This is a genomic window from Azospirillum brasilense, from assembly GCF_001315015.1.
GTDB classification, from domain to species: domain Bacteria; phylum Pseudomonadota; class Alphaproteobacteria; order Azospirillales; family Azospirillaceae; genus Azospirillum; species Azospirillum brasilense.
In genome coordinates this window covers 2493397-2518104 of sequence record NZ_CP012914.1, presented here as the reverse complement: position 1 = coordinate 2518104, position 24708 = coordinate 2493397, and the positions used below count along the sequence as shown (strand labels likewise).

The following is a 24708-nucleotide window of genomic DNA, read 5'->3' as shown; positions in this document are numbered from 1 at the left end:
TCTTTTCGCACAGATGGGCGGGCTTGAACACAAAAGGTCGTGACCGTCCGCTCATCCCCGCCTCCTCACCCCCAGGGCGTGTCGGGGTGCCGCCGCCGCCGCGACCGCTGGAGGAGCTGGCGCTCGGTGCAGCGCTTCATATGCTCCGGCACCTCCGAATCCTCGCCGATGATCGGGCCGCTCAGATAGGCGGCGCCCGCGGCCTCCGCCGCCTCCAGCTCCACCGGGGTACGAACGCCGTCCACATAGGCGAACATGCCGAACTTGCGCGGCCCGGGGCAGAAAGTCTGGAGCCGCTCCAGGATGTGTGGCTCGTCCTCCCGCCCGTCCAGCCGCAGCCCGACCCCTTTGATGCCGGCGGTGGCGTAGACCGACAGGTCGCCCGCGTCCTCGTGCAGGATGACCATGGCGGCGCGGGCGAAGGGGCGCAGCATCGCCACGATCTCCGCCAGCCGGCCATAGGGAACGCCGGCCGGCAGCCCGTCCAGCTCGAAGGCCAGGAAGGGCATCAGCACGCGGGGGATCATCCGGCAGGCCTGGATGTATTCCCGCCGCCGCCGGCTGGAGGCGAGGGTGCCGAAATGGACGGGGATGGTCTGGGCGTAGCGGAATTTGTTGGCGTACAGCTCGTTGTAGGTGCTGACCGCGAGGCTCAGCGTCTCCATGTCGAGGTCGAAGACGGCCTCCTCGCGCTCCGGGTCGAAGGAGTCCATCAGGTTCAGATAGCGGGCCGTGTCCGCATCGGTGCGGCAGCAGTAGGTCGACACCACCTTGTGCTTCACGTCGAAGACCGGGCGGAACAGCACCTTGGGCCGAAGCTGCGGCGTGATGGTGTCCGCCGGCATCTCGGTCCAGTGCGGGCGCCGCGCCTCCGCCGCCGGTATGGCGCCGTCAGTCGGTGGGGGGGAGGCCGCCGCGATGTCCTCGGGCTTGTGGATGGCGTCTTTGAGCAGGTCGGCCAGCCGCGCGGTGTCCAGGGCGACCCCGCCGCCGATGTCCACCACCGCGGTCTTGACGGTGATGCGCCGGGTGTCGGCGTGGCCAAGCAGCGCCTGATGCAGGCTTTCCATCACCTTGCTGCAGGTCAACTGCGCCGATTTGCGGTCGGCCTGGGCGAAGACGATGATGTAGTGGTTCTCGCCATAGCGGAACCAGACGTCGCGCGGCGACAGCATCTTCTTGAGCATGCGCTCGGTGTAAACGTGCACCCGTTCGTTCACACTTCCCCAGCGGTTGCCCAACTCTTTCTGGATTTCATCAAGACCGATCAGGTGGACGGACCCCGCGGTGACCGTCTGGCCGTGCGCCAGGATCTGCCGGGCGCGCTCCTTGAAGGAGTCGTCGATCGACTGGTTGGGGGACGGACCCAAAGACGGGATGGGGCCGTCGTTCTGTTCCGGTGGGGCATCGTCCGGACCGGAGGGATGGTGTGTGACCATGGTCGAGCTTCCCTTTCCGGCTGTGGGGAGCGCGAACCCAAAGGCAGGGCAGCCGCCTGAAATGGGTGCGAACGCAAATGGATCGACTGCACGAACAGAATGATCCTTTCGCACTTGCTAATGAGTTAACGGTGGCGTCGAACCGGCCCTTGCTCACGGTCTATGCGGAAAGGAGCGCGCCTCTGCCGAACCTGCCTATGCTGACGCCTGCCGTGCCTTAACTCTGGCCCTCATCAGCATTTGCCTTTCGGTGCAGCGCCGCATGTGTTCGGGAACGTCGGAATCCTTGCCGACCACGGCGCCGCCGATATAGGCCGCCCCGGCCTCGATCGCAGCCTGGAATTGTTCGACATTCCGGACACCGTCCAGATAGGAGAACAGGCCGTGTTTGCGCGGCATGGGGCAGAAGGCGTTGATCTTGTCGATGCAGCGCTGGTCGCCATCCCGGAAATCCATGGACAGCCCCACCCCCTTGACGCCGGCGTTGGCATAGACCGCGATGTCGGCGGTGTCCTCCCGCAGGATGACGATGGCGGCGCGGCCGAAGGGGCGCAGCATGGTGACCATCTCGGCCAGCCTCCCGTTGGGAATGCCCTGCGGGAGGCCTTCAAGCTCGAAGGCCAGGAAAGGGATCAAGTAACTGGGGATCATTCGGCACGACTGAAGATACTCCCGCCGCCGTCGCACCGAGGCGAGGGTTTCGAAATGGACGGGAATGGTCTGGGCGTAACGGAATTTGTTTTTATACAACTCATTGTAGGTGCTGATGGCGTGGCACAGGGTTTCCATGTCGTAATCGAAAATGGCTTCTTCCTGAAGCACGTCGTCCAGCGTGATCTGGTTGATATGGCGGCAGGTGTGGAGATCCGGGCGGCAGGTGTAAGTGGAGATCACCTTGTTCTTCACATCGTAGACCGGGCGGAACAGCACCTTCGGCTGCGGCGGCGGTTCTCCGTTGTCGAGGGCGAAACCGACCAGCGAGGGCCGCCGCCGCTCCTCGGCCTGCGGCTGGGAGGCCGGTTGGGCCGTCGGATGAGGGTGGGGTGGCTGAGCGGTCCGTTGGGTGGCCGGGCCGGCGCGGTCCGCCGGGCGCTCCGGCTGGCTGGCGGCGTGGTGGAGCAGATCGTCCAGGCGGGCGCTGCCGATGGCGATGCTGCCGTCGATTTCCATCAGGGCGGTCTTGACGGTGATCCGGCTGGTGTCGCTGTGGCCGAGCAACGCCTGATGCAGGGTTTCGACGATCTTGCCGCAGATCAGCTGGGCCGCCTGTATATCGGCATGGGCGAACACGATGATGAACTGGGCTTCGCCATGCCGGAACCACACATCCTGCGGGGACAGTATCTTTTCGAGCAGGCGGCCTGTGTAGTCTTGGACCCGCTCTTTCACGCTCCCCCACCGTTTGCCCAGCCGGTCCCGGATGTCCTCCAGACCGATCAGATGAACGGCGCCGGCGGTGACGGTCCGGCCGCTGGAAAGAATGTCCCTGGCCTTGTTCCGGAAAGCCGCGTCGTTCAGGTGGCAGGACGACTGGCAATCCGCCGCCTTCATGGCGCCGGTGCAGTGGGTAGTGGGGCCGGAGCAGGCGGATTCGGCGGGCTCATCCTGGGCGGAGGGGGGCGAATGGATTGCATTCACGGCAATAGCTCCCTTGCAACCGGAGCAGGCCTGTGCGCCGGTGTACTTATGCCTTCTGAATGTTCGTCGTCTTAACAACAATGTTACAGGGAAATTGCCGAAGTGTTAACAGCTGTGGGTTTTTTGGTGCGGTGCGGGGCCCCGGCGGCTGATCGCCGTGGGCGGGGGCTGCAAGCGGCCATGGCCGTTGACCCGCCGGCAGGACGGGATTATGCCGGGCCGCCCGGTGGGCATGGGGAAAGGGCAGGGACATGGACGCAAGGAACGCGGTGGTGCTGGTCAGTGGCGGGCTGGATTCCACGACGGTGCTGGCCATTGCCAGAGAGCAGGGCTACCGGCTGAACGCGCTCAGCTTCCGCTACGGCCAGCGCCACGCGGTGGAACTGGAGGCGGCCAAGCGCGTCGCTGCGGCCATGGCGGTGGACCGCCACGTCATCGCCGACATCGACCTGCGGGCCTTCGGCGGCTCGGCCCTGACCGACGCCATCGACGTGCCCAAGCACGCCAGCGCGGCGGATCTGGGGACGGGTATCCCGGTCACCTACGTGCCGGCGCGCAACACGGTGTTCCTGTCCTTCGCGCTGGCCTGGGCGGAGACGCTGCAGGCGTCGGACATCTTCATCGGCGTGAACGCGCTGGATTACTCCGGCTATCCGGACTGCCGCCCCGAATACATCGCCGCCTTCGAGACCATGGCGAACCTTGCCACCAAGGCGGGGGTGGAGGGCACCAGCCGGTTCAAGATCCACGCCCCGCTGATGACGCTCGACAAGGCGGGCATCATCCGCCGCGGGCTGGAGCTTGGGGTGGATTACGGCCTGACCCACTCCTGCTACGATCCGGCGCCGGACGGCGCGGCCTGCGGGTCCTGCGACAGCTGCCTGCTGCGGCTGAAGGGCTTCTCGGAGGCCGGACTGGCCGATCCGGTGGCCTACGGACCGCGGTGAGGGGGTCGGATTCTCGGGGGCAACAGGATTCACACGGATTTCGCGGATTTGGGCACGGATTTCACGGATTTTCTTTTATCCGTCCCAGGTGCAGGCCGTTCCGATTGGCACGCGCCGAGCACGCTCAAAAAGAAATCCGTGAAATCCGTGCCGGAATCCGCGAAATCCGTGAAGACCCTGTTGTCTCCCAAGAAACCCGAACCTCAGTGCGCCGGGAACAGACCCTTGGGTTTGATCGCCAGAACCACCGCCATCAGCACGTAGATCGCCATGGAGGCGAGCGCAGCCCCCGCGGCGCTGGCGTTGGCGGCGTCCATCACCAGCCGGAAGGCCGCGGGCAGCAGGGCGCGGCCCAGCGTGTCCACCATGCCGACCAGCAGGGCGCCGGCCAGCGCCCCGCGGATCGAGCCGATGCCGCCGATCACGATGACCACGAAGGTCAGGATCAGGATTTGCTCGCCCATGCCGACCTGAACGGCCAGCACCGGCCCGGCCATGGCGCCGGCCAGCCCGGCCAGCCCGCAGCCCAGTGCGAAGACCAAACCGAACAGAAGCCGGACGTCCACCCCCAGCGCCATCACCATCTCGCGGTTGGTAGCCCCGGCGCGGATCAGCATGCCGACCCGCGTGCGGGCGATCAGCAGCCACAGGAACACCGCCACGGCGAGGCCCACGGCGAGGATGGCCAGCCGGAAGGCCGGGTATTTCAGCCCGAACAGGTCCACCGTCCCGGCCAGCGCCGCCGGCGGGTTCAGGAAGATGGGGACCGGGCCGAAGACGATTTTCACCAGTTCGTTGAAGAACAGGATCAGCCCGAAGGTCGCCAGCACCTGATCCAGGTGGTCGCGGCGGTAGAGCGTGCGCAGCGCCACCGCCTCCACGACCAGCCCGAGCAGCGCCGTCAGCAGAACCGCCGCCGCCAGCGCCAGCGGGAAGCTGTCGAGCACCGGGACCAGCGCCGCCGTCAGGTAGGCGCCGACCATGTAGAAGGTGCCGTGGGCGAGGTTGATGAGGTCCATGATGCCGAAGACGAGCGTCAGCCCGGCGGCCATCAGGAACAGCATCACACCGAGCTGAAGCCCGTTCAGTCCCTGTTCGACAAGGAGGAGCGCGTCCATTCTCCGGCGTCCTGCCTGCGCCTCACTTCATCGGGCAGTCTTTGACGTAGGCGTCGGCGTGGTTGGTGAAGACCGTGGCGACGGTCTTGTTGGTCACCGCACCGTCGGCACCCTTCACCACCTCGCGCAGATAGATGTTGTGGATCGGGTAGTGGTTGGTGTTGAAGGCCACCTCGCCGCGCAGGCTCTGCAGCTTGGCGGAGGCCAGGGCGGCGCGCAGCGTGTCCTTGTCCTTCAGGTTGCCGCCGACCGCCTTCACCGCCGTGTCGATCAGCAGCGCCGTGTCGTAGCCCTGGGCGGCGTACATGGACGGGATGCGCCCGTACTTGGCCTTGAAGTCGGCGACGAACTTCTTGTTGGCGGCGTTGTCGAGGTCGGGGCTCCACTGCGCCGAGTTCTTGACGCCGAGCGCGGACTCGCCGACCGCCGCCAGGATGTCCTGGTCGAAGGAGAAGCCGGGGCCGAACAGCGGCACCGCACCCTTCAGCCCGGCCTGCTCATACTGCTTGATGAAGTTGATGCCCATGCCGCCGGGGTAGAAGACGTAGACGGCGTCCGGCGCCGCGGCCTTGAGCTGCGCCAGCTCCGCCGCGTAGTCGAGCTGCCCGACCTGGGTGTAGACCTCGCCCGCGACCTCGCCCTTGTAGTAGCGCTTGAAGCCGGCCAGACCGTCCTTGCCCGCCGGGTAGTTGGGGGCCATCAGATAGACCTTCTTGAAGCCCTCGTCCTGGACATGCTTGCCCACGGCCTCGTGGATCTGGTCGTTCTGGTAGGCGGCGTTGAAGAAGTACGGGTTGCACTGCGCGCCCGCCAGCTGCGACGGGCCGGCGTTCGGGCTGATGAAGAAGGTCTGCCCGCCGGCCAGCGTCGGCAGCATGGCCAGCGCGAGGTTCGACCAGACCACGCCGGTCACCATCTGCACGCGGTCGCGCTCGACCATGCGGTTGGCGAGGCCGACGGCGACGTCGGGCTTCTGCTGGTCGTCCGCCTCGATGACCTGGGTGTCCTGCCCGCCCAGCTTGCCGCCCGCATGCTCCACCGCCAGCGCGAAGCCGTCGCGGATGTCGATGCCCAGGCCCGCGCCGGGGCCGGACAGGGTGGTGATCATGCCGATCTTCAGCGTGTCCGCCGCCGCCGGGGTGGCGAGCAGGGCCAGCGCGGAGGCCAGCGTAAGCAGGTTGCGGGTCATGACGGTCCAGCCTCCAGGGGTTTTATGATTGATTTATGGGCAGTGCAAATTTCAGGCAGCCCGCAGCCGTCCGTCTGCCCAGGCGCGCGCCGTGGACGGGCGGCCTTCGGCGTCGATCAGGCCGCGGGTGAAGAGTTCCTCGACATGGCGGATGAAGAAGGCGGCGGTGCTGTCCCGCTCCCAGCGCTCCATCCAGTTCTGCTCCAGGAAGGCGAGGATCGCCGGCTGGCCCAGTTCGGCCTCCCACAGCACGCCGAGCAGTGAGGTCTGCTGCTCCTCGTGCATGCATTCCTCGAAGGTCAGCTTCTGCTGGCTGCGCGCCTCCTTGCGCAGCGTCGTCTCCGGCCCCGGCCCCAGGCCGAAGTCATAGAGCGGACGGCGCTCGGGCGCTGCGACCAGCCAGTGGGCGACCTCATGCACGATGACCGTCGATTCCACGTCGGTGCGGATGACCTCGCCGTCCCACATGAAGGAGGCGTTCGGCGGCTCGTCCAGCGTGCCGATGCCGTGGGCGTGGGCCAGCCGCACCGCTTCGGCGCGCTGCTCCGGCGTGTCGACGCCGCCGGGCACCGGCCATGTCGCGGCGATGCGCCGGAAGGCGGCGAGGGGCAGGGGCTTGCCGGCCAGCAGGCGCTCGAAGGTCGCCAGGGCCTCCGGCATCGTCTCGGCCGGGATCGGGGTCAGGATCATGATGGGGAACGGCAGTCCGGGGTGCGCGATGGCCCCTATTTGCCCAACAGGGCCGGGGCGGCGCAAGAAAAACCCCTCCTCCACCGCAATCGGATGGAGGAGGGGTGAAGAACAGCGGTGTCAGGCCGCCCGCATGTCGGTCAGGAAGCGGGAGACGAAGCCGCGCAGTCCCTCCGCCTCGCCGGTCAGCCCGTCGGCGGCGTCGAGGACCTGGCGGGAGGCGTCGCCGGTGGCTTCCGCCGCCTGGGTCACCCCGGCGATGTTGCCCGACACCTCCTGCGTGCCGCGGGCGGCCTGCTGGACGTTGCGGCTGATCTCCCGGGTGGCGGCACCCTGCTCCTCGACCGCCGCGGCGATGGTGGTGGAGATGTGGCTGATCTCGCCGATCACGCGGCCGATCTCGGCGATCGCCCCGGCGGCCTCGCGGCTGACCTGCTGGATGCCGGCGATCTGGCCGGAGATGTCCTCCGTCGCCTTGGCGGTCTGGTTGGCGAGGCTCTTGACCTCCGACGCCACGACGGCGAAGCCCTTGCCCGCCTCGCCCGCGCGGGCGGCCTCGATGGTGGCGTTCAGGGCGAGCAGGTTGGTCTGGCTGGCGATGTCGTTGATGAGCTGCACCACCTCGCCGATGCGCTGGGCGGCGTCGACCAGACCGCGCACGGTGGCGTCGGTCCGCTCGGCGGTGCTGACCGCCTGCCCGGCGATGCTGTTGCTCTGGGCGACCTGCCGGCTGATCTCCTGGATCGAGCTGGTCAGCTCCTCCGCGGCGGCGGCAACGGTTTCCACGTTGGCGGTGGCCTGGGTGGAGGCGGCGGCGACGGCGCTGGCCTGCCGGGTGGTCTGCTCGGCGGTGGCCGACATGCCCTGGGCCGTGCTGTTGAGCTGCGTCGCGGCGGAGGAGACGCGGGACAGCACCTCCATCACCATGCGGTCGAATTCGCGGGTCAGGGAGTCGATGCGCTCCGACCGCTCGCGGCGGGTCTCATGCTCGACGGCCTGTTCCGCGGCCATGCGGTCAGCCTCGATCAGGCTGTGCTTGAAGACCTCGACGGCCTTGGCCATGCCGCCGATCTCGTCGCCGCGGCCCAGGCCGGGCACGTCCACCCGGCGGTCGCCGCCGGCCAGCCGGGTCATGGTGTCGGTCATCGAGACGATGGGCCGCGACAGGCCGCGCCCGATCAGCAGGGCGGAGATCAGCCCGAGCAGCACGGCGACCAGGGCGGCGGCGGTGGTCGTCGTGCGGGCACGGTCGATGTTCGCCGTGGCGGCGGTGCCGAGCGCCGCCTGCTGGCGGGCGCTGGCGTCGCGCAACTGCTCGACCCGCGCGTTGACGGTCGGGCCGAGCGTCTCCAGCACCTGCGCGACCAGCTCGTCCCGCTTTGTGGTGGCGACGACGACCTTCTCGAACTGGGTGGCGAAGACGCGCTGATAGGCCAGGAAGGACGAGGCGCCGCGGCGGCGCTCCAGCTCGGTCAGCTTGGCGAGCATCGCGTTGCCGCGCTCGCAGGCGCTCTGCAGCTCCTTGCGGAAGATGTCGGCGCTCTCCGCCGAGCCGTCGGTCAGGAAGCGGTTGGCGGTGTTGCGGGCGGCCAGGAAGTGCCGCGACGCCATGCCCGCCTGATAGGCGGCCTCGGTGTCGCCGTCGGTGTAGGCGCTGTCCATGACGCCGCTCAGCGCCTTTTCCATCTTGACCCCGAGGTCCAGAAGCTCCGCCGACGCCTCGTTGCGGGTCGCCTGGAACTCCATGATGCGGGCGAAGGCCTCGCGGTATTGGCCCAGCTCATTGTCCATCTGGGTCACCGTGCGGTTCAACGTCGGCTCGGTGAACAAGGTCTTGGCCTCGTCGATCCGTCCGTCGAGATCGGCGGCCAGCGAGTCCACCGTGTGGGCGGCCTCCTCGCTGCCGGTCAGCAGGAAGGTTTTGGCCTGGAGCTGGACCTCCAGCATCGTCGCCTGGATGCGCCCGACCTCCGTGGTCTGCCGGGCCAGCGTCTGGTAGGTCGCGAAGCCGTCCTTCGCGTCCGTCAAGGCGTAGACCCCGATGCCGCCGATGGCGACCAGGAAGAGAAGAACCCCGGCGTTCGCCGCCGTGATCTTGGTGCCGACCCGAAGATGGTTGAACAGGCTCATGGTCGGGAAAACTCCGGATGAGGCTGAATGGTTTAGGTACAAAACATGGCAGTACCCGCTTACCAATTCATTAAGTGTGCCAACCGGTTTCCGGTCCCCGAAAACGGGCATGGAGTCCCTCCACGCACGCTTGGGGATGCCCTTATCCTTCCGGGTTCTGGCGGTTTCGCGGGGCCTTGGAATATTTGTCGGGACCGTGGCGTTAGCCCACCAGCGACGGACCGTTCCGGCGCCGGTTCCAGCGGCGTGCTGGTCACGGCTTAGGCCGTGGATGGTCACAATAGAGGCGTTTTGCTCATCCACATGTATCGTGCTATATGCCAAAGGGCGAAGCGCCCCGCCGGGGACGCCTGCCTGGACCCCTCCGACCCGGCTCGTGATCATCTGACCCAACGGCCGGCCATGTCCCTGACCGACGCGCCCACGACCGACGCGCCCACCCTGGCGGCTTCCGCCAGCCCCACCCCCAACCCCGCCCCCATCACCGGTGACGCCGCTTCCGCCCCGAAGCCGTCGCGCTCCGCCCGCACGAAGCGGGGGCGCCTGTCGGTGGTGATCCCCTTCTACAACGAAGGCCCCAACATCGCGGCGCTGTTCGAGCGGCTGGTGCCCGTGCTCGATCGGCTGGACGCAGATTGGGAGGTGGTCTGCGTCAACGACGGCAGCCGCGACGATACGCTCGACCGCCTGCTGGACGTCCATGACGCCGACCCGCGGGTCAAGGTGGTCGACCTGTCGCGCAACTTCGGCAAGGAGCTGGCCCTGTCGGCCGGGCTGCGCCACACCACCGGCGACGCCGTGGTGCCGATGGACGCCGACCTCCAGCACCCGCCGGAGCTGCTGCCCCAGTTCCTCGCCAAATGGCGCGAGGGCTACGACGTGGTCGTCGCCGTGCGCCACGCGCGGGTGGGGCAGAGCCTGAAGCACCGGGCGTTCGCCCGCGCCTTCTACTGGATCTTCGACAACCTGTCGGAGGTCAAGCTGCCGCGCGAGGTCGGCGACTTCCGGCTGATGGACCGGCGGGTGGTCGACGTCATCAACCGCATGCCCGAGCGCACGCGCTTCATGAAGGGCATCTTCGCCTGGGTCGGCTTCCGTCAGGCCAGCATCCCCTACCAGCAGGGGGAGCGCGCCGGCGGCGACACCAAATGGGGCTTCCTGAAGCTGCTCAGCCTGTCCTTCGACGGGCTGACCGCCTTCTCCACCTTCCCGCTGCGGGTGTGGAGCTTGGTGGGCATGGCGATCTCCGGCTTCGCCTTCGTCTACATCCTGCTGCGCCTGCTGCGCACCCTGATCTACGGCATCGACGTGCCCGGCTATGAATCGCTGCTGGCCGCGGTGCTGTTCATGGGCGGCATCCAACTCGTCACGCTGGGGGTCATCGGCGACTATCTCGGCCGCGTGTTCAACGAGGTGAAGGGGCGTCCCCTCTACATCGTCCGGTCCGCGCACGGCTTCGCGGATGACTCCGCGGCTGCGACACCAAATCCGGTGGACAATCCGGGCGCTTGGCGCCGGCCGGGAAGCGAGGACCGCCCTTCATGAGCCTGATGCCGCCGCTCGGCCTGAATCCCCTCGGGGCGACGCCCCCGGCGGGCGCCCTGGCGCAACGCCGCGCCGGCGCCCTGTGGGACGACATGGCGCGCGCGCTTCTGCTGTGCCTGATCATCCTCGCCGCGCTGACCTTCCGGAACTACGGGATCAGCACCGACGAGGAGGTGCAGCACATCTACGGCAAGAAGCTGCTGTCCTTCTACCTGTCCGGCTTCACCGACCGCTCGGCCTTCCATTTCAAGGACCTGTACCTGTATGGCGGGCTGTTCGATCTGGTGACCGCCCTGGTGGTCCCGATCTCACCGTTCGAGGAGTATGAGACGCGCCACCTGCTCTGCGCGCTGGTCGGGGTGGTGGGCATCGCGGGCTGCTGGCGTTACGCCCGGCTGCTGGCCGGGCCGCGGGCGGGCTTCCTGGCGGCGGCGCTGCTGGCGCTGTCCGGCGTCTATTACGGCGCCATGTTCAACAACACCAAGGACGTGCCCTTCGCCGCGGGTATGGTGTGGACGCTCTATTTCGCCACCCGCATCATCGGCCAGATGCCGGCCCCGCGGCGCAGCGCCGTGCTGAAGTTCGGGCTGGCGCTGGGCCTGACCCTGTCGATCCGGGTGGGCGGGGTGCTGGCCGGCTTCTACCTCGCGGTGGCGCTGGCGCTCTATGTCGTGCTGGTGGCGTGGCAGGGCGGGCTGCGGCCGGCGTTCGGCGTCGTCCGGCGCTCCGTGCCGCCCCTGCTGCCGGCCATTCCGCTGGCCTACGCGGTGATGGCGCTGTTCTGGCCCTGGGCGGTGCAGAAGCCGCTGAACCCGCTGGAGGCGCTGCGCGTCGTCTCGCACTTCCCCATCGACATCCAGACGCTGTTCATGGGGCAGATGGTCAGCTCCGCCGCCCCGCCGGCGCTCTACCTGCCGGTCTATCTGGGAGTGAAGCTGCCGGAGGCGGTGCTGCTGGGCACCCTGGCCGCGGTGGTGCTGGCCGCCCTGTGGGTGGTGCGCGGCGGCTGGCGGAGCGTGGACGGCGCCTTCGGCGCGGTGCGCTGGGTGCCGCTGGCGCTGGCGGCCTTCCTGCCGGTGATCCTGTTCATGCTGATGCGTCCGTCCGTCTACAACGGCATCCGCCACTTCCTGTTCGTGGCGCCGCCGATGGCGGTGCTGGCCGGCATTGCCTTCGACCGGCTGTGGAGCGGGGCCGAGGCGCTGGGCCGGCGTACGGGGCAGGCGTACGGGGCGGCGGCCATCGCGGTCGCCGTGCTGTACGCGTGGCAGCTCGGCGCCATGCACCCGAACCAGTACGTCTACTACAACCAGTTCGCCGGCGGGCTGAAGGGCGCCGAGGGCCGGTTCGAGCTGGATTACTGGGGCAACTCCCAGCACGAGGCGCTGGCCGAGTTGATCTCCCTGGTGGAGCGCGAGAACGGCGGCAAGGCGCCGCCGCGCCAGTACACCCTGTCGGTCTGCGGCAACACGCTGGCCGTACGCTTCGAGCTGCCGCCCTGGCTGAAGCTGGTCAACGGCACCGGTCTGGACTGGCGCAAGGCCGACTTCTTCATGGCCTTCACCCAGGTCAAGCAGTGTCCCAGCCTGCTGGGCGGCCAGCCGATCATCGAGATCGCTGCCGACGACGTTCCCCTGACCATCGTGAAGGACCGCCGCCCGCCGCTGGCGGAAATCCCGACCGAGTAGACGGACTCTCACCGGTCTAACCCGCCCGGCGCGACCTGCTCCGTTGGCGTGATGTCCGTCCGCGGGCGTACCGGCGGGCGGGACCGCTTCCCACTCTTCCCTAGCGCGTCCATTCCGCGCGCTGGTGACGGAGGCTGGGGATGCGGGGGCCGGTGCTCGGTGTCGTGTCGTTTCTTGCGCTCACCGTCTGGGCGACCACCCCGGCTCCGGCGGACGCGGTGCCCCCGGACCGTCTTCGGGAGGCGGTGACGGCGTTGGCCGATCGCCGTCTTGAGGAGGCGGGGGCGGGCAGCATCGTCGTCGGGGTGATCCGCGACGGGCGCAGCCTCGTCGTCGGGCGCGGCGACAGCGGACGGCCCGACGGCGGACCGCCGGACGGGCGGACCCTGTTCCAGATCGCCTCCCTGACCAAGCCCTTCACCGGCACCATCCTGGCGGAGCTGATCCGCGCCGGGCGCGTCGCCCCGACCGACCCGCTGGCCCGCCATCTGCCCAAGCCGGTCCACGCCCCGGACTTCGACGGCACGCCGATCCGCCTGCTCGACCTCGCCACCCACACGGCGGGGCTGCCCAACGTGCCGGAGACTCCGCGCTTCTCCTGGAGCCGGCTGGAGGACCCGCGCAACCCCTACAAGCCGCTGACGCGGGAAGAGGTGGGGTCGTGGCTGTCCGGCTTCAGCCTGACGGTGCCGCCGGGCACGCGCTTCCGCTACTCCAACGTCGGCATGGCGGTGCTGGGGGAGGCGCTGTCCACCGCCTCTGGCATTCCCTACGAGACGCTGCTGAAACGGGTGATCACCGACCGCTTCAGCATGACCGACACCACGCTGACGCCCACGGCCGGGCAGCGCGCCCGCAAGGCGGTGGGCCACGCCCGCGGGCAGGTCGTGCCCGATTGGGAGGCGCCGGCCATGCAGCCCTCCTTCGGCCTCTATTCCACCGCCGACGACCTGCTGCGCTGGCTGCGCGCCAACATGGGCGACTGCACCGGCCTGGGAAAGGCCGCCTGCGACGGCGAGACCGCCGCGACGCTGGCGCTCGCCCAGTCGGTGCAGGTGGACGGGCGGGCGCTGCGCGATCCGGGAGCGCTGGGGCAGGGGGCGATGGCGTTGGGCTGGTTCGTCGCCTGGGCGGCGGACGGCACGCCGATCCTCTGGCATTCCGGTTCCACCGGCGGCTTCAACGCCTACATCGCCTTCTCACGCGCCCACCGCTGGGCCGCGGTGGCGCTGACCAACAGCGACCCGGAGCGGATCACCGCCGACCGGGTGGTGGGTGATCTGATCTGGCAGTTGGAGAGGGCGGCGGAGCGCCGCTGAGCGCGCGAGGGGGAAAGAGGGGCCGCTCTCAGTGCAGCAGGCCGCCGGGCGGCAGGCGGTCGGGCGGCGTCAGGATCTGCGAAGCGGGTTCGGCGACCGGTCCGGCCTGGTGGTGGGCCAGCCGCCACTCGCCGTCCTCGCGCGCGAACAGGTTGGTCGCGGCCAGAACGGCGTCTCCCACGATCTCCTCGCAGAGGACGACCGCGGTTTCACCGTACAGGCTGACGCGTTCGTTGCGCGCCTGCACCGCCGGGCCGCGGGGGGAACGGAGCACGTCCTGCCAGCTCGACACCACCGCTTCCCGGCCGAACAGGATGGTCCAGCCGGGATGGATGCAGGACACGGGCAGGCGGGAGGCCCACAGCCGGTCCATGGCGGGAAAGTCACGCCCGGTGAAGGCCTGGTAGAAAGCCCGGTTCGCGGCCAGAACGGCGTTGCGGTCGGTCGTGGGGCGATCGGTCATGGGGAAGCGAATCTCCGAAACAGCGAAAGCCGCTTCTATACAGGGAGCCGGCCCGACGGCAAGCGCCGGCCCCCGTTATCACAGATCGCACCCCTTTTGCGGACGCCCCTTCCGGGAAAACGGCCCGCCCGTCCTCACGCCGTGATGTCGACCTTCTGGGCGGTGTCCGCCGCTGCGGCACCCTTGGCGGCGCTGCCGTCGGTCAGGCCGGGGATAGGCTGCGACAGGTCGAGGTTCAGGTGCATCACGCCATCGGCGCTCTTGGTCGGGGTCAGGGCGCCGAGGCCCTTCATCCCGCCCTTCGCGGCTATGCCGTTCAGCTTCTCCAGGACGCCCTTGATCTCGTCGTCGCTGAAGCCGTTGGCGCGGACGATCATGCCGGTGGCCTTGCCGGACACCTTGGTCGTGGCGGCGGAGAACATGGCGCTGCCCGAGCCGTCCCCGTTCAGCGTGGCCGCCAGCCCGCGGTCCTCGCGGGTGAAGTCCAGGGTGGACTTGGCGAAGGAGATGCGCACCGACTTGTCGCCGTCCTGGATGGTCAGTTCCATGCCGCGGGACTCGATGGACCACTGCGAGCGGGCTTCCTGCATGCTCATGCCCATCTGGCTGAAATCCATGGACTTCAGCTTGTCCTTCATGGCGCTGCCGAAATCGCCGACGGCGCCCTTCACGTCGTCGTCCGACATGCCCAGCCCGCCGAGCAGGCTGCCGAGATCGCCGGCCATGTTGTCGATGGCCTTCTCGAACAGGCCGGAGAGGCCCTTGGACTGCTCCAGCGCCTTCTGCATGATCTGCTCGGCCTGCTTGGCCCGGTCGGCCATCGCCTGGGAGCCGGTCTTGCCGCCGGCGGCCGCGTCGCCTGCCGCTCCGGCGTCGGCACCCGCCGCGGCAGGCTTCTTGCCCGACAGGTTGTCGAGCAGATTCTCCATCGACTGGCTGATCGTGTAGGCCGGGCTGGCGCTTTTCGCGGGAGTCGCGGCATCGGCGGTGGTGGCGGCGGCCTTGGCGCCGTCCGCGGCCTTGCTCTCGGTTGCCTTCTTGGCGTTGTTCGCCTGTTGCAGGACCGTGGTGGTCGTTCCTGTCGGTCCGGACATTTCCGAGTAATACATTGCCGCCTCCCGCGCGTGATCGTTTCGCCGTAAGGGTATGATCGAACCGGAGTCCTTTACCACAGGTTAATTCGTCGCAGAGCTCCTGCAACGCCCGGTCGAATCCCTTCGGTTTCGAAGGATTTTATCAGTTTTTGCTTGCGGAGTCCTCCACGGGCGCCAAGGGGTGGGTGGCCGGGCCGTTCAGAACCGTCCCGTCCACCGCGAAGCGGGAGCCGTGGCAGGGGCAGTCCCAGCTCCGCTCGCCGGGATTCCAGCGCACCACGCATTTCAGATGGGGGCAGATGGCGGAGCGGCGGTGCAGCGCCCCCGACTCGTCGCGGAAGACGGCGACGGGCCAGACGCCCGATTTCAGGACCGCGCCCTGTCCGGGCTCGATGCGGTCCTCGCCCTCCAGCTCCGGCCCCTGGACGTAGGGCAGGAAGTGGCGGGCCACGTCCAGGTTTTCCCGCAGATAGGTGCCGAGCTTGCTGGTCATCTTGCGGCCGGGATCGTACAGCGCGGCCCACGGGCTGCCGCTGCCGTGGATCAGCTCGCACAGGACCAGCCCGGCGATGGTGCCGTGGGTCATGCCCATGCCGCTGTCGCCGGTTGCCACGAAGACCCGCCCGCCATAGGCCGGGTCGGGCCCGATGAAGGCCAGCCCGTCGAAGGGCTCCATCACCTGTCCGGACCAGCGGTGCTCGACCGCCCCGGCCTGGGGAAAATGCGCGCGCGTCCAGGACTCAAGCGCGGCCCAGCGCTCGGCCATGTCGCGGGCTTCGCCGGTCTTGTGGTCCTCGCCGCCGACGATCAGCCGGTCGTGGTCGGCCTCCGGCTGGAGCCGCGCATAGTGATAGGTGTCGAGCGTGTCCCAATAGAGGGCGTCGGGCACGCTGCCCTTCGGCACCCGCAGGGAGATGGCGTAGGTGCGGTAGGGCGCCTGCTTGGAATGGATGGCGAAGCGGTCGCTGATCGGGGAGTTGGTGGCGACGACCACCGCGTCGGCCTCGACCAGCGCGTGGTCCGGACCGGCCTCGACGCGCACACGCTCCCCGTCCTGCCGGATCGTGGAGACATGCGCCCCGGTGGACAGAGCGCCGCCGCGCGCCAGGAAGGCGCGGGTCAGCCCGGCCAGATAATCCAGCGCGTGGAGGCGCGCCTGCCGGGGGAAGCGCAGGCAGGGGCCGGGATGCCGGATCGGCGGCGCGTCCAGCCGCTCCACATCGTCCAGCCCGGCGCGGCGGGCGGCGTCGCGCTCGCGGTCCAGCCCGGCGGGGTCCTGCCCCGGCGCCAGCATCAGATAACCGTCGAGGCGGGCGAAGCCGCAGTCGATGCCCTCCTCCTGGGCGATCCGCTCGATGGTGTCGATGGCGGCGCCGTGGCTGTCCGCCGCCATGCGGGCGCCGGACTCGCTGTGCAGCCGTTCGATCTCGGTGAAGCGGTCGTCGATGACGTTGGAGAGATGCGCCGTGGTGCGCCCGGTCTCGCCGCCGCCCGGCGGTCCGTCGTCCAGCAGCAGCACCGACTTGCCGGAGCGCTGGAGCAGATAGGCCGTGGTGACCCCGGCGATGCCCGCCCCGACGACGATCACGTCGGGTCGCAGGGCAGCCAGTCCCGTGGCGGTGGGAGCGACGGTCCCGGTGGGCATCGCCGGTCCGCCGCGGTCCATCCAGACGGAGGTCGTGGCCCCGGAACCTTGCCCGGACTTTTGCATGACCGGTCATCCTTCTATTGGCGTCCTGTCCTTCCGGCAACACAGCGTGTGGTGGGGCGGTTCCGCTGCGGCCGTGCGCCGCTTCCGCCCCCGGCCTCCGGCTGTTACGGTGTCGCCGATCCGCCGCTTCACCGGACGACGCCGCCATGACCGACCGCCTTTCCATCGCGCTGGCCCAGATCAACCCGACCGTCGGCGCCATTGCCGCCAACATCGACCGCATCCGCGACGCGCGGGCGGAGGCCGCCGCGCGCGGCGCCGACCTGATGGTCTGTCCGGAGCTGTCGGTGACCGGCTACCCGCCGGAGGATCTGGTGCTGAAGCCTTTCTTCCTGGACGTGGTGGAGCGGGCGGTGCGTGAACTCGCCGCCGAGACGGCGGACGGCGGCCCAGCCCTTCTGGTCGGCGCGCCCTGGCGCGACGGCGACAAGCGCCACAACGCCGCCCTGCTGCTCGACGGCGGCGCGGTCGCGGCGATCCGCTTCAAGGTGGACCTGCCGAACTACGGCGTCTTCGACGAGAAGCGCCTTTTCGACCCCGGTCCGCTGCCCGGCCCGATCAACGTCCGCGGCGTGCGGCTGGGCGTTCCGATCTGCGAGGACATGTGGTCCGTCGACGTGATCGAGACGCTGGCGGAAAGCGGGGCGGAGATCCTGGTGGTTCCCAACGGCAGCCCGTTCGAGCTGGGCAAGCACGACCAGCGCGTGCAGCTCGCCGTGCGGCGGGTCACCGAGTCGGGCCTGCCGCTGCTCTACGTGAATCAGGTGGGCGGGCAGGACGAGCTGGTCTTCGACGGCGCCAGCTTCGCGCTGGGCGCCGATTGCCGGCTGGTCGCGCAGGCCCCCGCCTTCACCGAGCATCTGCTGATCACCCGCTGGGAGCGCGGCGATGACGATGTCTGGAGCTGCGCCGACACGGAATGCGTCGCCCCGCCGGAGGGTCTGGAGTCGATCTACGCGGCGCTGGTGCTGGCCTTGCGCGACTACGTGACCAAGAACGGTTTCCCCGGCGTCATCCTGGGCCTGTCGGGCGGCATCGACTCGGCGCTGTCGGCGGCCATCGCGGTGGATGCGCTGGGCGCCGACCGGGTGCACGGTGTGATGATGCCGTCACCCCACACCGCGCAGGACAGCCTGGACGACGCCGCGGAATCGGCGGAGCTGCTGGGCTGCAAGCTGGACACCGTTCCTATCGTCCCGGCGATGGAGGCGTTCGAGCGGATGCTCCTGCCGGCCTTCGCGGGGCGCGACCCGGACGCCACGGAGGAGAACATCCAGGCGCGCTCCCGCGGCGTCACGCTGATGGCGCTGTCCAACAAGTTCGGCCCCATGGTGCTGTCCACCGGCAACAAGTCGGAGATGTCGGTCGGCTACGCCACGCTCTACGGCGACATGTGCGGCGGCTACGCCGTGCTGAAGGACGTCTACAAGACGACGGTCTACGCGCTGGCGCGCTGGCGCAACGCGCATCAGACGGAGGGCGCGCTCGGCCCGGCGGGGCGCGTCGTGCCGGAACGGGTCCTGGTCAAGGCCCCGACCGCGGAGCTGAAGCCCGGCCAGACCGACCAGGACACGCTGCCGCCCTACGACGCGCTGGACGACATCCTGCGCTGTCTGGTGGAGAAGGATCTGGGCGTGGCGGAGATCGTCGCCCGCGGCCACGCGCCGGAGGTGGTGGACAAGGTCTGGCGCATGCTGCATCTGGCCGAATACAAGCGCCGCCAGGCGCCTCCCGGCCCGAAGATCACGCCGCGGCTGTTCAACCGCGAGCGGCGCTATCCGATCACCAACGGGTTCGGGGGCATTGCGTGAGGTGTTGAGAGGGTAAAGCGCATTGCCCCCTCCCTAACCCTCCCCTGCGAAGCGGGGGAGGGAAGGGGCCCGCGGCGTCAGCCGTGGGAAGGGTGGGGCAAGACCCGCAGTTCACCCGCGCGTCAGGCGGATGATCGTCACCATCATGCCGACCGCATACAGCTCGGCCAGCGGAACGATCCAGGACGGGTGGAAAATGATCGACAGGGGCATGATCAGCAGAAGGATCAGCGCCGGAAACACGAAGTAAGGCGAATTGCAAAAAGCCGGCAGGCCATGCACCAGGCCCGAGACATCGCGAGACTCTCCGCCAATCAAACGATCCGCATCACCAACAGTTTGGTCAACCATTCTCTAGCACCCACTGTATTTATGGTCTTTTTGTTCTCCATCTCTTTGGGACGGAGCGGCGTCCCTATAACACAGTTTGCCGCGGTGCGGGCACGACTTCGCGCCGTCTTGCCGGATGGCGAAAACGGCGCGGGAAGTCCTGAATTTTATTGTGGCTTTACGCCGCTTCGGTCAGCGCCAGATGCGGGCGGCGGACCATCGACTGGATGGTGAAGGGGGCGCGCACGCCGCCGCTGAACAGCTCGGCGCATTCCAGCGCCTTCAGCACCCGCTCCTCCGCCGGCAGGCCGACCGTGGAGGCGAGCGAGCCCAGCGCGTAGTCGGACCCGCAGCCGATGGCGTGATAGCCGCGCACCGCCTCGCCCACCTGATAGTCGGACTGGATCGAGAAGAGGCGCCCCTCGTAGCCGACCATGAAGGTGCCGCCGGTCTCCACGTCGTTGGAGCGGTGAGCGTAGCCGCCGTCCTTCAGGCAGCCCCGCACGGCGTCCACGAAATCGACCACCATGTAGCGGAAGACGTCGGCCTCGGGGTCGCGGTGCGGCGGCTCCAGCCGGTAATGCAGAAGCTGGCCCATGCGGAAGCTGCTGGTGAAGCCGATCAGCAGGTCGGCGTTGCGGAACACCTTGGTGTCCGCGCGCACGGTGATGTCGAGGCCGTTCACGCCCGCGCTGTCACCGCCCATCCACACACGATCGCCGTCCACCAAGCCAACAATGCAGGTCATCGCCGTCCTCGTCCCTGAATAAATTCTGCCCGAAAGCAAGGACAGGGTGGGCTTTTATGGTTAACGAATTGTTGCGCGGCAGCGGTGCCGAAGGGGGTATTTCGCTTCGGCACCTTGCTCCAAGCGCAAGCGCGACAACGGCTTAGCGGGCCAGCCCGATCGGTGGGAGGCGGACCGTCCGCCTGCGGATGCGCCTCCCCCGACCTTATTCCCGGGGCGCGGCGTGCAGGCGCTTCTGCCCCTGGACGAAGCGGGCCAGCGTGTCGGACAGCACGCCGCGGGGGATCATCGCCTCGATCAGCTGGAAGCGCCCGCGCGTGGCGAAGGCCTTGTCCAGCGCCGCCTTCAGCTCCGCCCGCGTGCGCACACGCACACCGTCGCCGCCCATGCCCGCCGCCATCTCGGCGAAGCGCCAGTCGTCCAGGTCATTGAAGGCGGATTCGGGCTGGAAGGTGCGCAGCATCTCCCAACTGGCGTTGTTGAACAGGATCACGATGGGGTCGATGCCCAGCCGTCGGCAGTTGCCAAGCTCCCACCCGGTCATCTGGAAGGCGCCGTCGCCGACCACCGTCAGGATGCGCTTGCCGCCCGACACGCACTGCGCCCCGATGCCCGCCGGCACGCCGAAGCCCATGCCCGCGTAATAGCCCGGCGCCATCAGCCCGGCGTCGATCATGTCCATGGCGGTGAACAGGCAGTCGCCCATGTCCGCCGCGATCAGCAGCGGCTCCTGCCCGGCGCGCACGCGGTCGTTGACGGCGCGGGCGATGTCCATCGGTGCGATGGGGCCGTCGTCGGCCTGAAGGCCGGTCGGGTAGGCGTGGGGTTCCTTGCCGCGCGTCGTGCGGTCGGACGGCGGCAGCCGCTCCAGCAGCGCGTCCACCAGCCCGTCCAGCGGGATGTCGGCGTAGGTGTGATAGCCCAGCGTCACCGCCCGGTCGAAGGCGTGGATGGTCTTGCGCAGGTCGATCTTGCGCTGGGACACCGCGAAGTTTGTGTCGCTGAGGATGGCGCCGAGCAGGAACAGCCCGTCCGACTCCTCGACCAGCCGGGTGATCTCCGCGTCGCCGGCAACGCCGATGTAGGTGCCGAGCGGCGGGGTCGGCGCGTCGGCCAGCAGGCCGCGCCCCATGAAGGTGGTGACCACCGGCACGCCCAGCCGCTGCGCCAGCTCCGCCACCTTGGCCTCCAGCCCGTAGCGGCGGACCTCGACGCAGACCATCAGCACCGGGGACGTGGCCGAGCGCATGGCCGCCAGCACCTCGTCCGCGCAGGCGGCCAGCGCGTCGCGGTCCACCGGCCAGGCGGGGTCGTCGCCCACCGGCTCGACCTCGGCGTTGACCATGTTGCGGGGGATTTCCAGATAGACCGGGCGCGACAGGGCGCGGGCGGCCCCCAGCACGCGGGCGATCTCCGCCGGGGCCTTGGCCGGGTCGTCCAGCCGGGCCTGGGCCACGGTGATCTCCTTGAACACCTGGAACTGCGTGTCCAGCGTGCGGCCCTGGTGGTGCAGCAGCAGGCCGGCGTTGCCCTCCGTCGTGCCCGGCGCGCCGGAGATGACGACGACCGGCGACTTCTCGGCGTAGGCGCCGGCCACCGCATTCACCATGTTGAAGGCGCCCGCCCCGTAGGTGACCGCCGCCACCCCTAGAGTGGAGCTGTAGCGCGCCGCCGCGTCCGCCGCGAAGCCCACCGCCGGCTCGTGGCTCAGCGTGTGGAGCGGCAGGATCTGCGTTTCCTCCGCCACCTTGAAGAAGGGCAAGGCGAAATCGCCCGGAATCCCGAACATGGCCTGTGCGCCGCGATCCTTCAGCGCGCGCAGCAAGGCTTCGGCCAGCTTCATGGCCGCTCTCCCGTTCCAATAGGTTTCGCGGGCCGAAAACCCGCACAGGGGGACAGCATCGCCTCCGCCACCGCTCCGCGCAAGAATTGTTTCATTCGAAACAATCCATATGCGCCGGAAATTGTGGAGGGGTGGGAGAGCGATCGGGCGCCGAACGCGATAGACCCCGCGGCGCCTGATGGGCGTCTTTCGGACCGGCGCGCGGCGTGCTACGACTGCCGCCCTGTCCCGACTTTCGAATGATGCCCGCATGTCCGTCGCCGTCCGCTTCGCCCCCAGCCCGACCGGTCTCCTCCATGTCGGCAATGTGCGCCTCGCGCTCGTCAACTGGCTGTTCGCGCGCAAGGCGGGCGGCAATTTCCTGCTGCGCCTCGACGACACCGACGAGGAGCGCTCCAAGCCGGAATACGCGGAAGGGATCGAGCGGGACCTGACCTGGCTCGGCCTGACCTGGGACCGCTTCGCGCGGGAAAGCGACCGCTATGGCCGCTACGACGAGGTGGCGGCGGCGCTGAAGGCCAGCGGGCGGCTCTATCCCTGCTACGAGACGCCGGAGGAGTTGAACCTCAAGCGCGCCAGCCTCGTCTCGCAGGGCCGTCCGCCGATCTACGACCGGGCGGCGCTCCGCCTGGGCGACGCCGACCGTGCCCGCCTGGAAGCGGAGGGGCGCAAGCCGCACTGGCGCTTCAAGCTGGAGCACACGCCGGTCGAATGGACCGACCTCGTGCGCGGGCCGGTGCATTTCGAGGGTTCCGCTCTCAGCGATCCCGTGCTGATCCGCGAGGATGGGCGCCCGCTCTACACGCTCACCAGCGTGGTAGACGACGCCGACCTCGCCATCACCCACGTCATCCGCGGCGAGGACCACGTCGCCAACACGGCGGTGCAGATCCAGATCTTCGAGGCGGTTGGTGGGGCTGTTCCGGTCTTCGCCCATCTGCCGCTGCTGACCGACGCGACGGGACAGGGCCTGTCCAAGCGGCTGGGCAGCCTGTCCGTGGCCAGTTTGCGTGAGGAGGAGGGGATCGAGCCGATGGCGCTGGCCAGCCTGCTCGCCAAGCTCGGCACCTCCGACGCCATCGAGCCGCGGCTGACGCTGGACGAGCTGGTGGCCGAGTTCGACATCGCCAAGGTGTCCCGCGCCACCCCGAAATTCGACCCGGAGGAGTTGCTGCGGCTGAACGCCCGCATCCTCCATCTGCTGCCCTTCGAGCGGGTGGCTGGGGAGCTGGCCGCGCTCGGTCTGGATGATGCCGACGCCGCCTTCTGGGAGGCGGTGCGCCCCAACCTGTCGCGCGTCGCGGAGGCCCGCGACTGGTGGGCGGTGACCCACGCCCCGGTCGCCCCGGCGGCCGACGATCCCGCCTTCCTCGCCGAGGCGGCGGCCCTGCTGCCGGAAGAGCCCTGGGACCTCTCCACCTGGGGCACCTGGACGGGTGCGGTGAAGGCGAAGACGGGTCGGAAGGGCAAGGATTTGTTCCTCCCCCTGCGCCGCGCCCTCACCGGGCGGGACCATGGACCGGAATTGAAGAACCTGCTACCCCTGATCGGCCGAACCCGCGCGCAGAAGCGCCTCGCGGGAGAGACCGCGTAAGCTCTCGAAGACCCCTGACAGGAGACATGGCGCCGTGCCGCTGGACCTCTACAACACGCTGACCCGCCGCAAGGAACGCTTCGAGCCGATGACTCCGGACCGGGTGGGCATGTATGTGTGTGGACCCACGGTCTACGACACCGCGCACATCGGCAACGCCCGCCCGGTGGTGGTGTTCGACCTGCTGTTCCGGCTGCTGCGGCGGCTGTACCCGGCGGTGACCTACGTCCGCAACATCACCGACGTGGACGACAAGATCATCGACCGCTCGCGCGACAGCGGGGAGCCGATCGAGGCGCTGACCAAGCGCACCGCGGACCTCTACCACGCCGACATGGACGCGCTGAACGCGCTGCGCCCGACCATCGAGCCGCGCGCCACGCACCACATCTCGCACATGGTCGCGCTGATCGGCCTGCTGATCGAGCGCGGCCACGCCTACGCCGCGGAAGGGCACGTGCTGTTCTCCGTGCCGTCGATGGCGGAGTACGGGCAGCTCTCCCGCCGCTCGCTGGACGAGATGATCGCCGGCGCCCGCGTCGAGGTCGCCCCCTACAAGCGCGATTCCTCCGACTTCGTGCTGTGGAAGCCGAGCACCGACGGCCAACCCGGATGGGACAGCCCGTGGGGCCGCGGCCGGCCGGGCTGGCACATCGAATGCTCGGCCATGGCCAAGGAGCATCTGGGCGTCACCTTCGACATCCACGGCGGCGGGCTGGACCTGATCTTCCCGCACCATGAGAACGAGATCGCCCAGAGCCGCTGCGCCCACGGCGGGGAGCCGCTGGCCCGCTACTGGGTCCACAACGGCTTCGTGACCGTCGAGGGCGAGAAGATGTCCAAGTCGCTGGGCAACTTCTTCACCGTGCACGAGCTGCTGGACGAGTTCCCCGGCGAGGCCATCCGCCTGACGCTGCTGAGCGCCCACTACCGCCAGCCGCTGGACTTCACCCGCGAGGGGCTGAAGCAGTCCAAGGCGACGCTCGACCGCTGGTATCAGGCGCTGCGCGGCGACCCGGCTCCGGCGCAGGCCGAACTGCCGTTCGACGTATTGGCCGCGCTGGAGGACGACCTCAACAGCCCGCTCGCCATCTCGCATCTGCACGAATTGGCGTCCGCGGTGAACAAGGCGACGGGTGAGGCGGAAAAGGCCGCCGCCAAGGGCGCGCTGCGCGCTGCGGGCGAGGCGCTGGGCCTGCTCCAGCAGGACCCGGAGGCGTGGTTCCGCTGGGCGCCGAAGGGGGCCGCCGCCCTGTCCGACGCCGACATCCAGCAGCGCATCGAGGACCGTCTGGCCGCCCGCAAGGCCAAGAACTATGCCGAGGCCGACCGCATCCGCAAGGAGCTGGCCGATCTCGGCATCGTCCTGGAGGACGGCCCGCAGGGCACGACCTGGAAGCGCGCCTGACGC

General features: G+C 68.9%; 19 protein-coding genes. 7 read left to right on the top strand and 12 right to left on the bottom strand.

Going from position 1 to position 24708, the window contains the following annotated elements:
• Positions 1-65: 65 nt before the first annotated feature.
• A complete protein-coding gene (locus AMK58_RS11635; protein WP_051140095.1) occupies positions 66-1439 on the bottom strand; it encodes a nucleotidyl cyclase domain-containing protein in 1374 nt (457 codons plus the stop codon).
• Positions 1440-1634: 195 nt separating this feature from the next.
• The gene (locus AMK58_RS11630) at positions 1635-3155 is read right to left on the bottom strand and encodes a nucleotidyl cyclase domain-containing protein (protein WP_236778118.1); all 1521 of its coding nucleotides are present in this window, start codon (positions 3153-3155) and stop codon (positions 1635-1637) included.
• A gap of 173 nt (positions 3156-3328) precedes the next feature.
• Between AMK58_RS11630 and queC the strand changes: the two genes are divergently transcribed.
• Positions 3329-4024 carry a 7-cyano-7-deazaguanine synthase QueC gene (gene queC / locus AMK58_RS11625; protein WP_035671504.1) on the top strand — a complete coding sequence of 232 codons (696 nt, stop codon included), beginning with the start codon at positions 3329-3331 and terminating at the stop codon, positions 4022-4024.
• A 203-nt stretch (positions 4025-4227) separates the two neighbouring features.
• Here the strand turns inward: queC and AMK58_RS11620 are convergent, their stop codons facing one another.
• The 4 genes from AMK58_RS11620 to AMK58_RS11605 form a co-directional block, all read right to left on the bottom strand.
• Entirely contained in the window at positions 4228-5142 is a 915-nt protein-coding gene (locus AMK58_RS11620; protein ID WP_059398911.1) for a branched-chain amino acid ABC transporter permease, read from the bottom strand.
• Between the two features lie 22 nt (positions 5143-5164).
• Positions 5165-6331, bottom strand: a complete 1167-nt coding sequence (locus AMK58_RS11615) for an ABC transporter substrate-binding protein (protein WP_035671511.1) — start codon at positions 6329-6331, stop codon at positions 5165-5167.
• A 51-nt stretch (positions 6332-6382) separates the two neighbouring features.
• A complete protein-coding gene (locus AMK58_RS11610; RefSeq protein WP_035671513.1) occupies positions 6383-7021 on the bottom strand; it encodes an elongation factor P hydroxylase in 639 nt (212 codons plus the stop codon).
• Positions 7022-7141: 120 nt separating this feature from the next.
• Positions 7142-9151, bottom strand: a complete 2010-nt coding sequence (locus AMK58_RS11605) for a HAMP domain-containing methyl-accepting chemotaxis protein (protein ID WP_035671516.1) — start codon at positions 9149-9151, stop codon at positions 7142-7144.
• 402 nt (positions 9152-9553) lie between these two features.
• Here AMK58_RS11605 and AMK58_RS11600 point away from each other — a divergent pair, with 402 nt between their 5' ends.
• The 3 genes from AMK58_RS11600 to AMK58_RS11590 all read left to right on the top strand — a co-directional run bounded on the left by AMK58_RS11600 (position 9554) and on the right by AMK58_RS11590 (position 13703).
• Positions 9554-10696, top strand: a complete 1143-nt coding sequence (locus AMK58_RS11600) for a glycosyltransferase family 2 protein (RefSeq protein ID WP_035671518.1) — start codon at positions 9554-9556, stop codon at positions 10694-10696.
• Positions 10693-12384, top strand: a complete 1692-nt coding sequence (locus AMK58_RS11595; RefSeq protein ID WP_051140096.1) for a glycosyltransferase family 39 protein — start codon at positions 10693-10695, stop codon at positions 12382-12384. The genes AMK58_RS11600 and AMK58_RS11595 overlap by 4 nt, the downstream gene beginning before the upstream one ends.
• A gap of 164 nt (positions 12385-12548) precedes the next feature.
• Positions 12549-13703: a serine hydrolase gene (locus tag AMK58_RS11590; RefSeq protein WP_236778117.1), complete on the top strand. Its 1155-nt coding sequence runs from the start codon at positions 12549-12551 to the stop codon at positions 13701-13703.
• Between the two features lie 28 nt (positions 13704-13731).
• On the opposite strand, the gene AMK58_RS11585 is transcribed toward AMK58_RS11590, so the two are convergent.
• The 3 genes from AMK58_RS11585 to AMK58_RS11575 form a co-directional block, all read right to left on the bottom strand.
• A complete protein-coding gene (locus AMK58_RS11585; RefSeq protein ID WP_035671524.1) occupies positions 13732-14166 on the bottom strand; it encodes a nuclear transport factor 2 family protein in 435 nt (144 codons plus the stop codon).
• A gap of 134 nt (positions 14167-14300) precedes the next feature.
• On the bottom strand, positions 14301-15260 hold the full coding sequence (locus AMK58_RS11580; RefSeq protein WP_236778116.1) for a hypothetical protein: 960 nt from the start codon (positions 15258-15260) through the stop codon (positions 14301-14303).
• Positions 15261-15402: 142 nt separating this feature from the next.
• Positions 15403-16971: an FAD-dependent oxidoreductase gene (locus AMK58_RS11575; protein WP_059398910.1), complete on the bottom strand. Its 1569-nt coding sequence runs from the start codon at positions 16969-16971 to the stop codon at positions 15403-15405.
• A 146-nt stretch (positions 16972-17117) separates the two neighbouring features.
• On the opposite strand from AMK58_RS11575, the gene AMK58_RS11570 reads away from it, so the two are divergent.
• On the top strand, positions 17118-18782 hold the full coding sequence (locus tag AMK58_RS11570; RefSeq protein ID WP_059398909.1) for an NAD+ synthase: 1665 nt from the start codon (positions 17118-17120) through the stop codon (positions 18780-18782).
• A 111-nt stretch (positions 18783-18893) separates the two neighbouring features.
• Here the strand turns inward: AMK58_RS11570 and AMK58_RS30370 are convergent, their stop codons facing one another.
• The 3 genes from AMK58_RS30370 to ipdC all read right to left on the bottom strand — a co-directional run bounded on the left by AMK58_RS30370 (position 18894) and on the right by ipdC (position 21703).
• Entirely contained in the window at positions 18894-19133 is a 240-nt protein-coding gene (locus AMK58_RS30370; protein ID WP_137165121.1) for a hypothetical protein, read from the bottom strand.
• A 157-nt stretch (positions 19134-19290) separates the two neighbouring features.
• The gene (locus AMK58_RS11565; RefSeq protein ID WP_014239485.1) at positions 19291-19860 is read right to left on the bottom strand and encodes a hypothetical protein; all 570 of its coding nucleotides are present in this window, start codon (positions 19858-19860) and stop codon (positions 19291-19293) included.
• Positions 19861-20065: 205 nt separating this feature from the next.
• A complete protein-coding gene (gene ipdC / locus AMK58_RS11560; protein ID WP_035671558.1) occupies positions 20066-21703 on the bottom strand; it encodes an indolepyruvate/phenylpyruvate decarboxylase in 1638 nt (545 codons plus the stop codon).
• 250 nt (positions 21704-21953) lie between these two features.
• Here ipdC and gltX point away from each other — a divergent pair, with 250 nt between their 5' ends.
• Together gltX and cysS are read left to right on the top strand one after the other, a co-directional pair.
• Complete coding sequence (gltX, locus tag AMK58_RS11555; protein ID WP_035671560.1) at positions 21954-23297, top strand: glutamate--tRNA ligase; 1344 nt, start codon at positions 21954-21956, stop codon at positions 23295-23297.
• 34 nt (positions 23298-23331) lie between these two features.
• On the top strand, positions 23332-24705 hold the full coding sequence (cysS, locus tag AMK58_RS11550) for a cysteine--tRNA ligase (protein WP_035671562.1): 1374 nt from the start codon (positions 23332-23334) through the stop codon (positions 24703-24705).
• Positions 24706-24708 lie beyond the last annotated feature (3 nt).

What these genes read in the sequence shown, in the direction of transcription:
- AMK58_RS11635 (WP_051140095.1), bottom strand. Translation starts at nt 1,439, where the DNA reads ATGGTCACACACCATCCCTCCGGTCCGGACGATGCCCCACCGGAACAG.
- queC (WP_035671504.1), top strand. Translation starts at nt 3,329, where the DNA reads ATGGACGCAAGGAACGCGGTGGTGCTGGTCAGTGGCGGGCTGGATTCC.
- AMK58_RS11620 (WP_059398911.1), bottom strand. Translation starts at nt 5,142, where the DNA reads ATGGACGCGCTCCTCCTTGTCGAACAGGGACTGAACGGGCTTCAGCTC.
- AMK58_RS11615 (WP_035671511.1), bottom strand. Translation starts at nt 6,331, where the DNA reads ATGACCCGCAACCTGCTTACGCTGGCCTCCGCGCTGGCCCTGCTCGCC.
- AMK58_RS11610 (WP_035671513.1), bottom strand. Translation starts at nt 7,021, where the DNA reads ATGATCCTGACCCCGATCCCGGCCGAGACGATGCCGGAGGCCCTGGCG.
- AMK58_RS11605 (WP_035671516.1), bottom strand. Translation starts at nt 9,151, where the DNA reads ATGAGCCTGTTCAACCATCTTCGGGTCGGCACCAAGATCACGGCGGCG.
- AMK58_RS11600 (WP_035671518.1), top strand. Translation starts at nt 9,554, where the DNA reads ATGTCCCTGACCGACGCGCCCACGACCGACGCGCCCACCCTGGCGGCT.
- AMK58_RS11595 (WP_051140096.1), top strand. Translation starts at nt 10,693, where the DNA reads ATGAGCCTGATGCCGCCGCTCGGCCTGAATCCCCTCGGGGCGACGCCC.
- AMK58_RS11585 (WP_035671524.1), bottom strand. Translation starts at nt 14,166, where the DNA reads ATGACCGATCGCCCCACGACCGACCGCAACGCCGTTCTGGCCGCGAAC.
- AMK58_RS11580 (WP_236778116.1), bottom strand. Translation starts at nt 15,260, where the DNA reads ATGTCCGGACCGACAGGAACGACCACCACGGTCCTGCAACAGGCGAAC.
- AMK58_RS11575 (WP_059398910.1), bottom strand. Translation starts at nt 16,971, where the DNA reads ATGCAAAAGTCCGGGCAAGGTTCCGGGGCCACGACCTCCGTCTGGATG.
- AMK58_RS11570 (WP_059398909.1), top strand. Translation starts at nt 17,118, where the DNA reads ATGACCGACCGCCTTTCCATCGCGCTGGCCCAGATCAACCCGACCGTC.
- AMK58_RS30370 (WP_137165121.1), bottom strand. Translation starts at nt 19,133, where the DNA reads ATGGTTGACCAAACTGTTGGTGATGCGGATCGTTTGATTGGCGGAGAG.
- AMK58_RS11565 (WP_014239485.1), bottom strand. Translation starts at nt 19,860, where the DNA reads ATGACCTGCATTGTTGGCTTGGTGGACGGCGATCGTGTGTGGATGGGC.
- ipdC (WP_035671558.1), bottom strand. Translation starts at nt 21,703, where the DNA reads ATGAAGCTGGCCGAAGCCTTGCTGCGCGCGCTGAAGGATCGCGGCGCA.
- gltX (WP_035671560.1), top strand. Translation starts at nt 21,954, where the DNA reads ATGTCCGTCGCCGTCCGCTTCGCCCCCAGCCCGACCGGTCTCCTCCAT.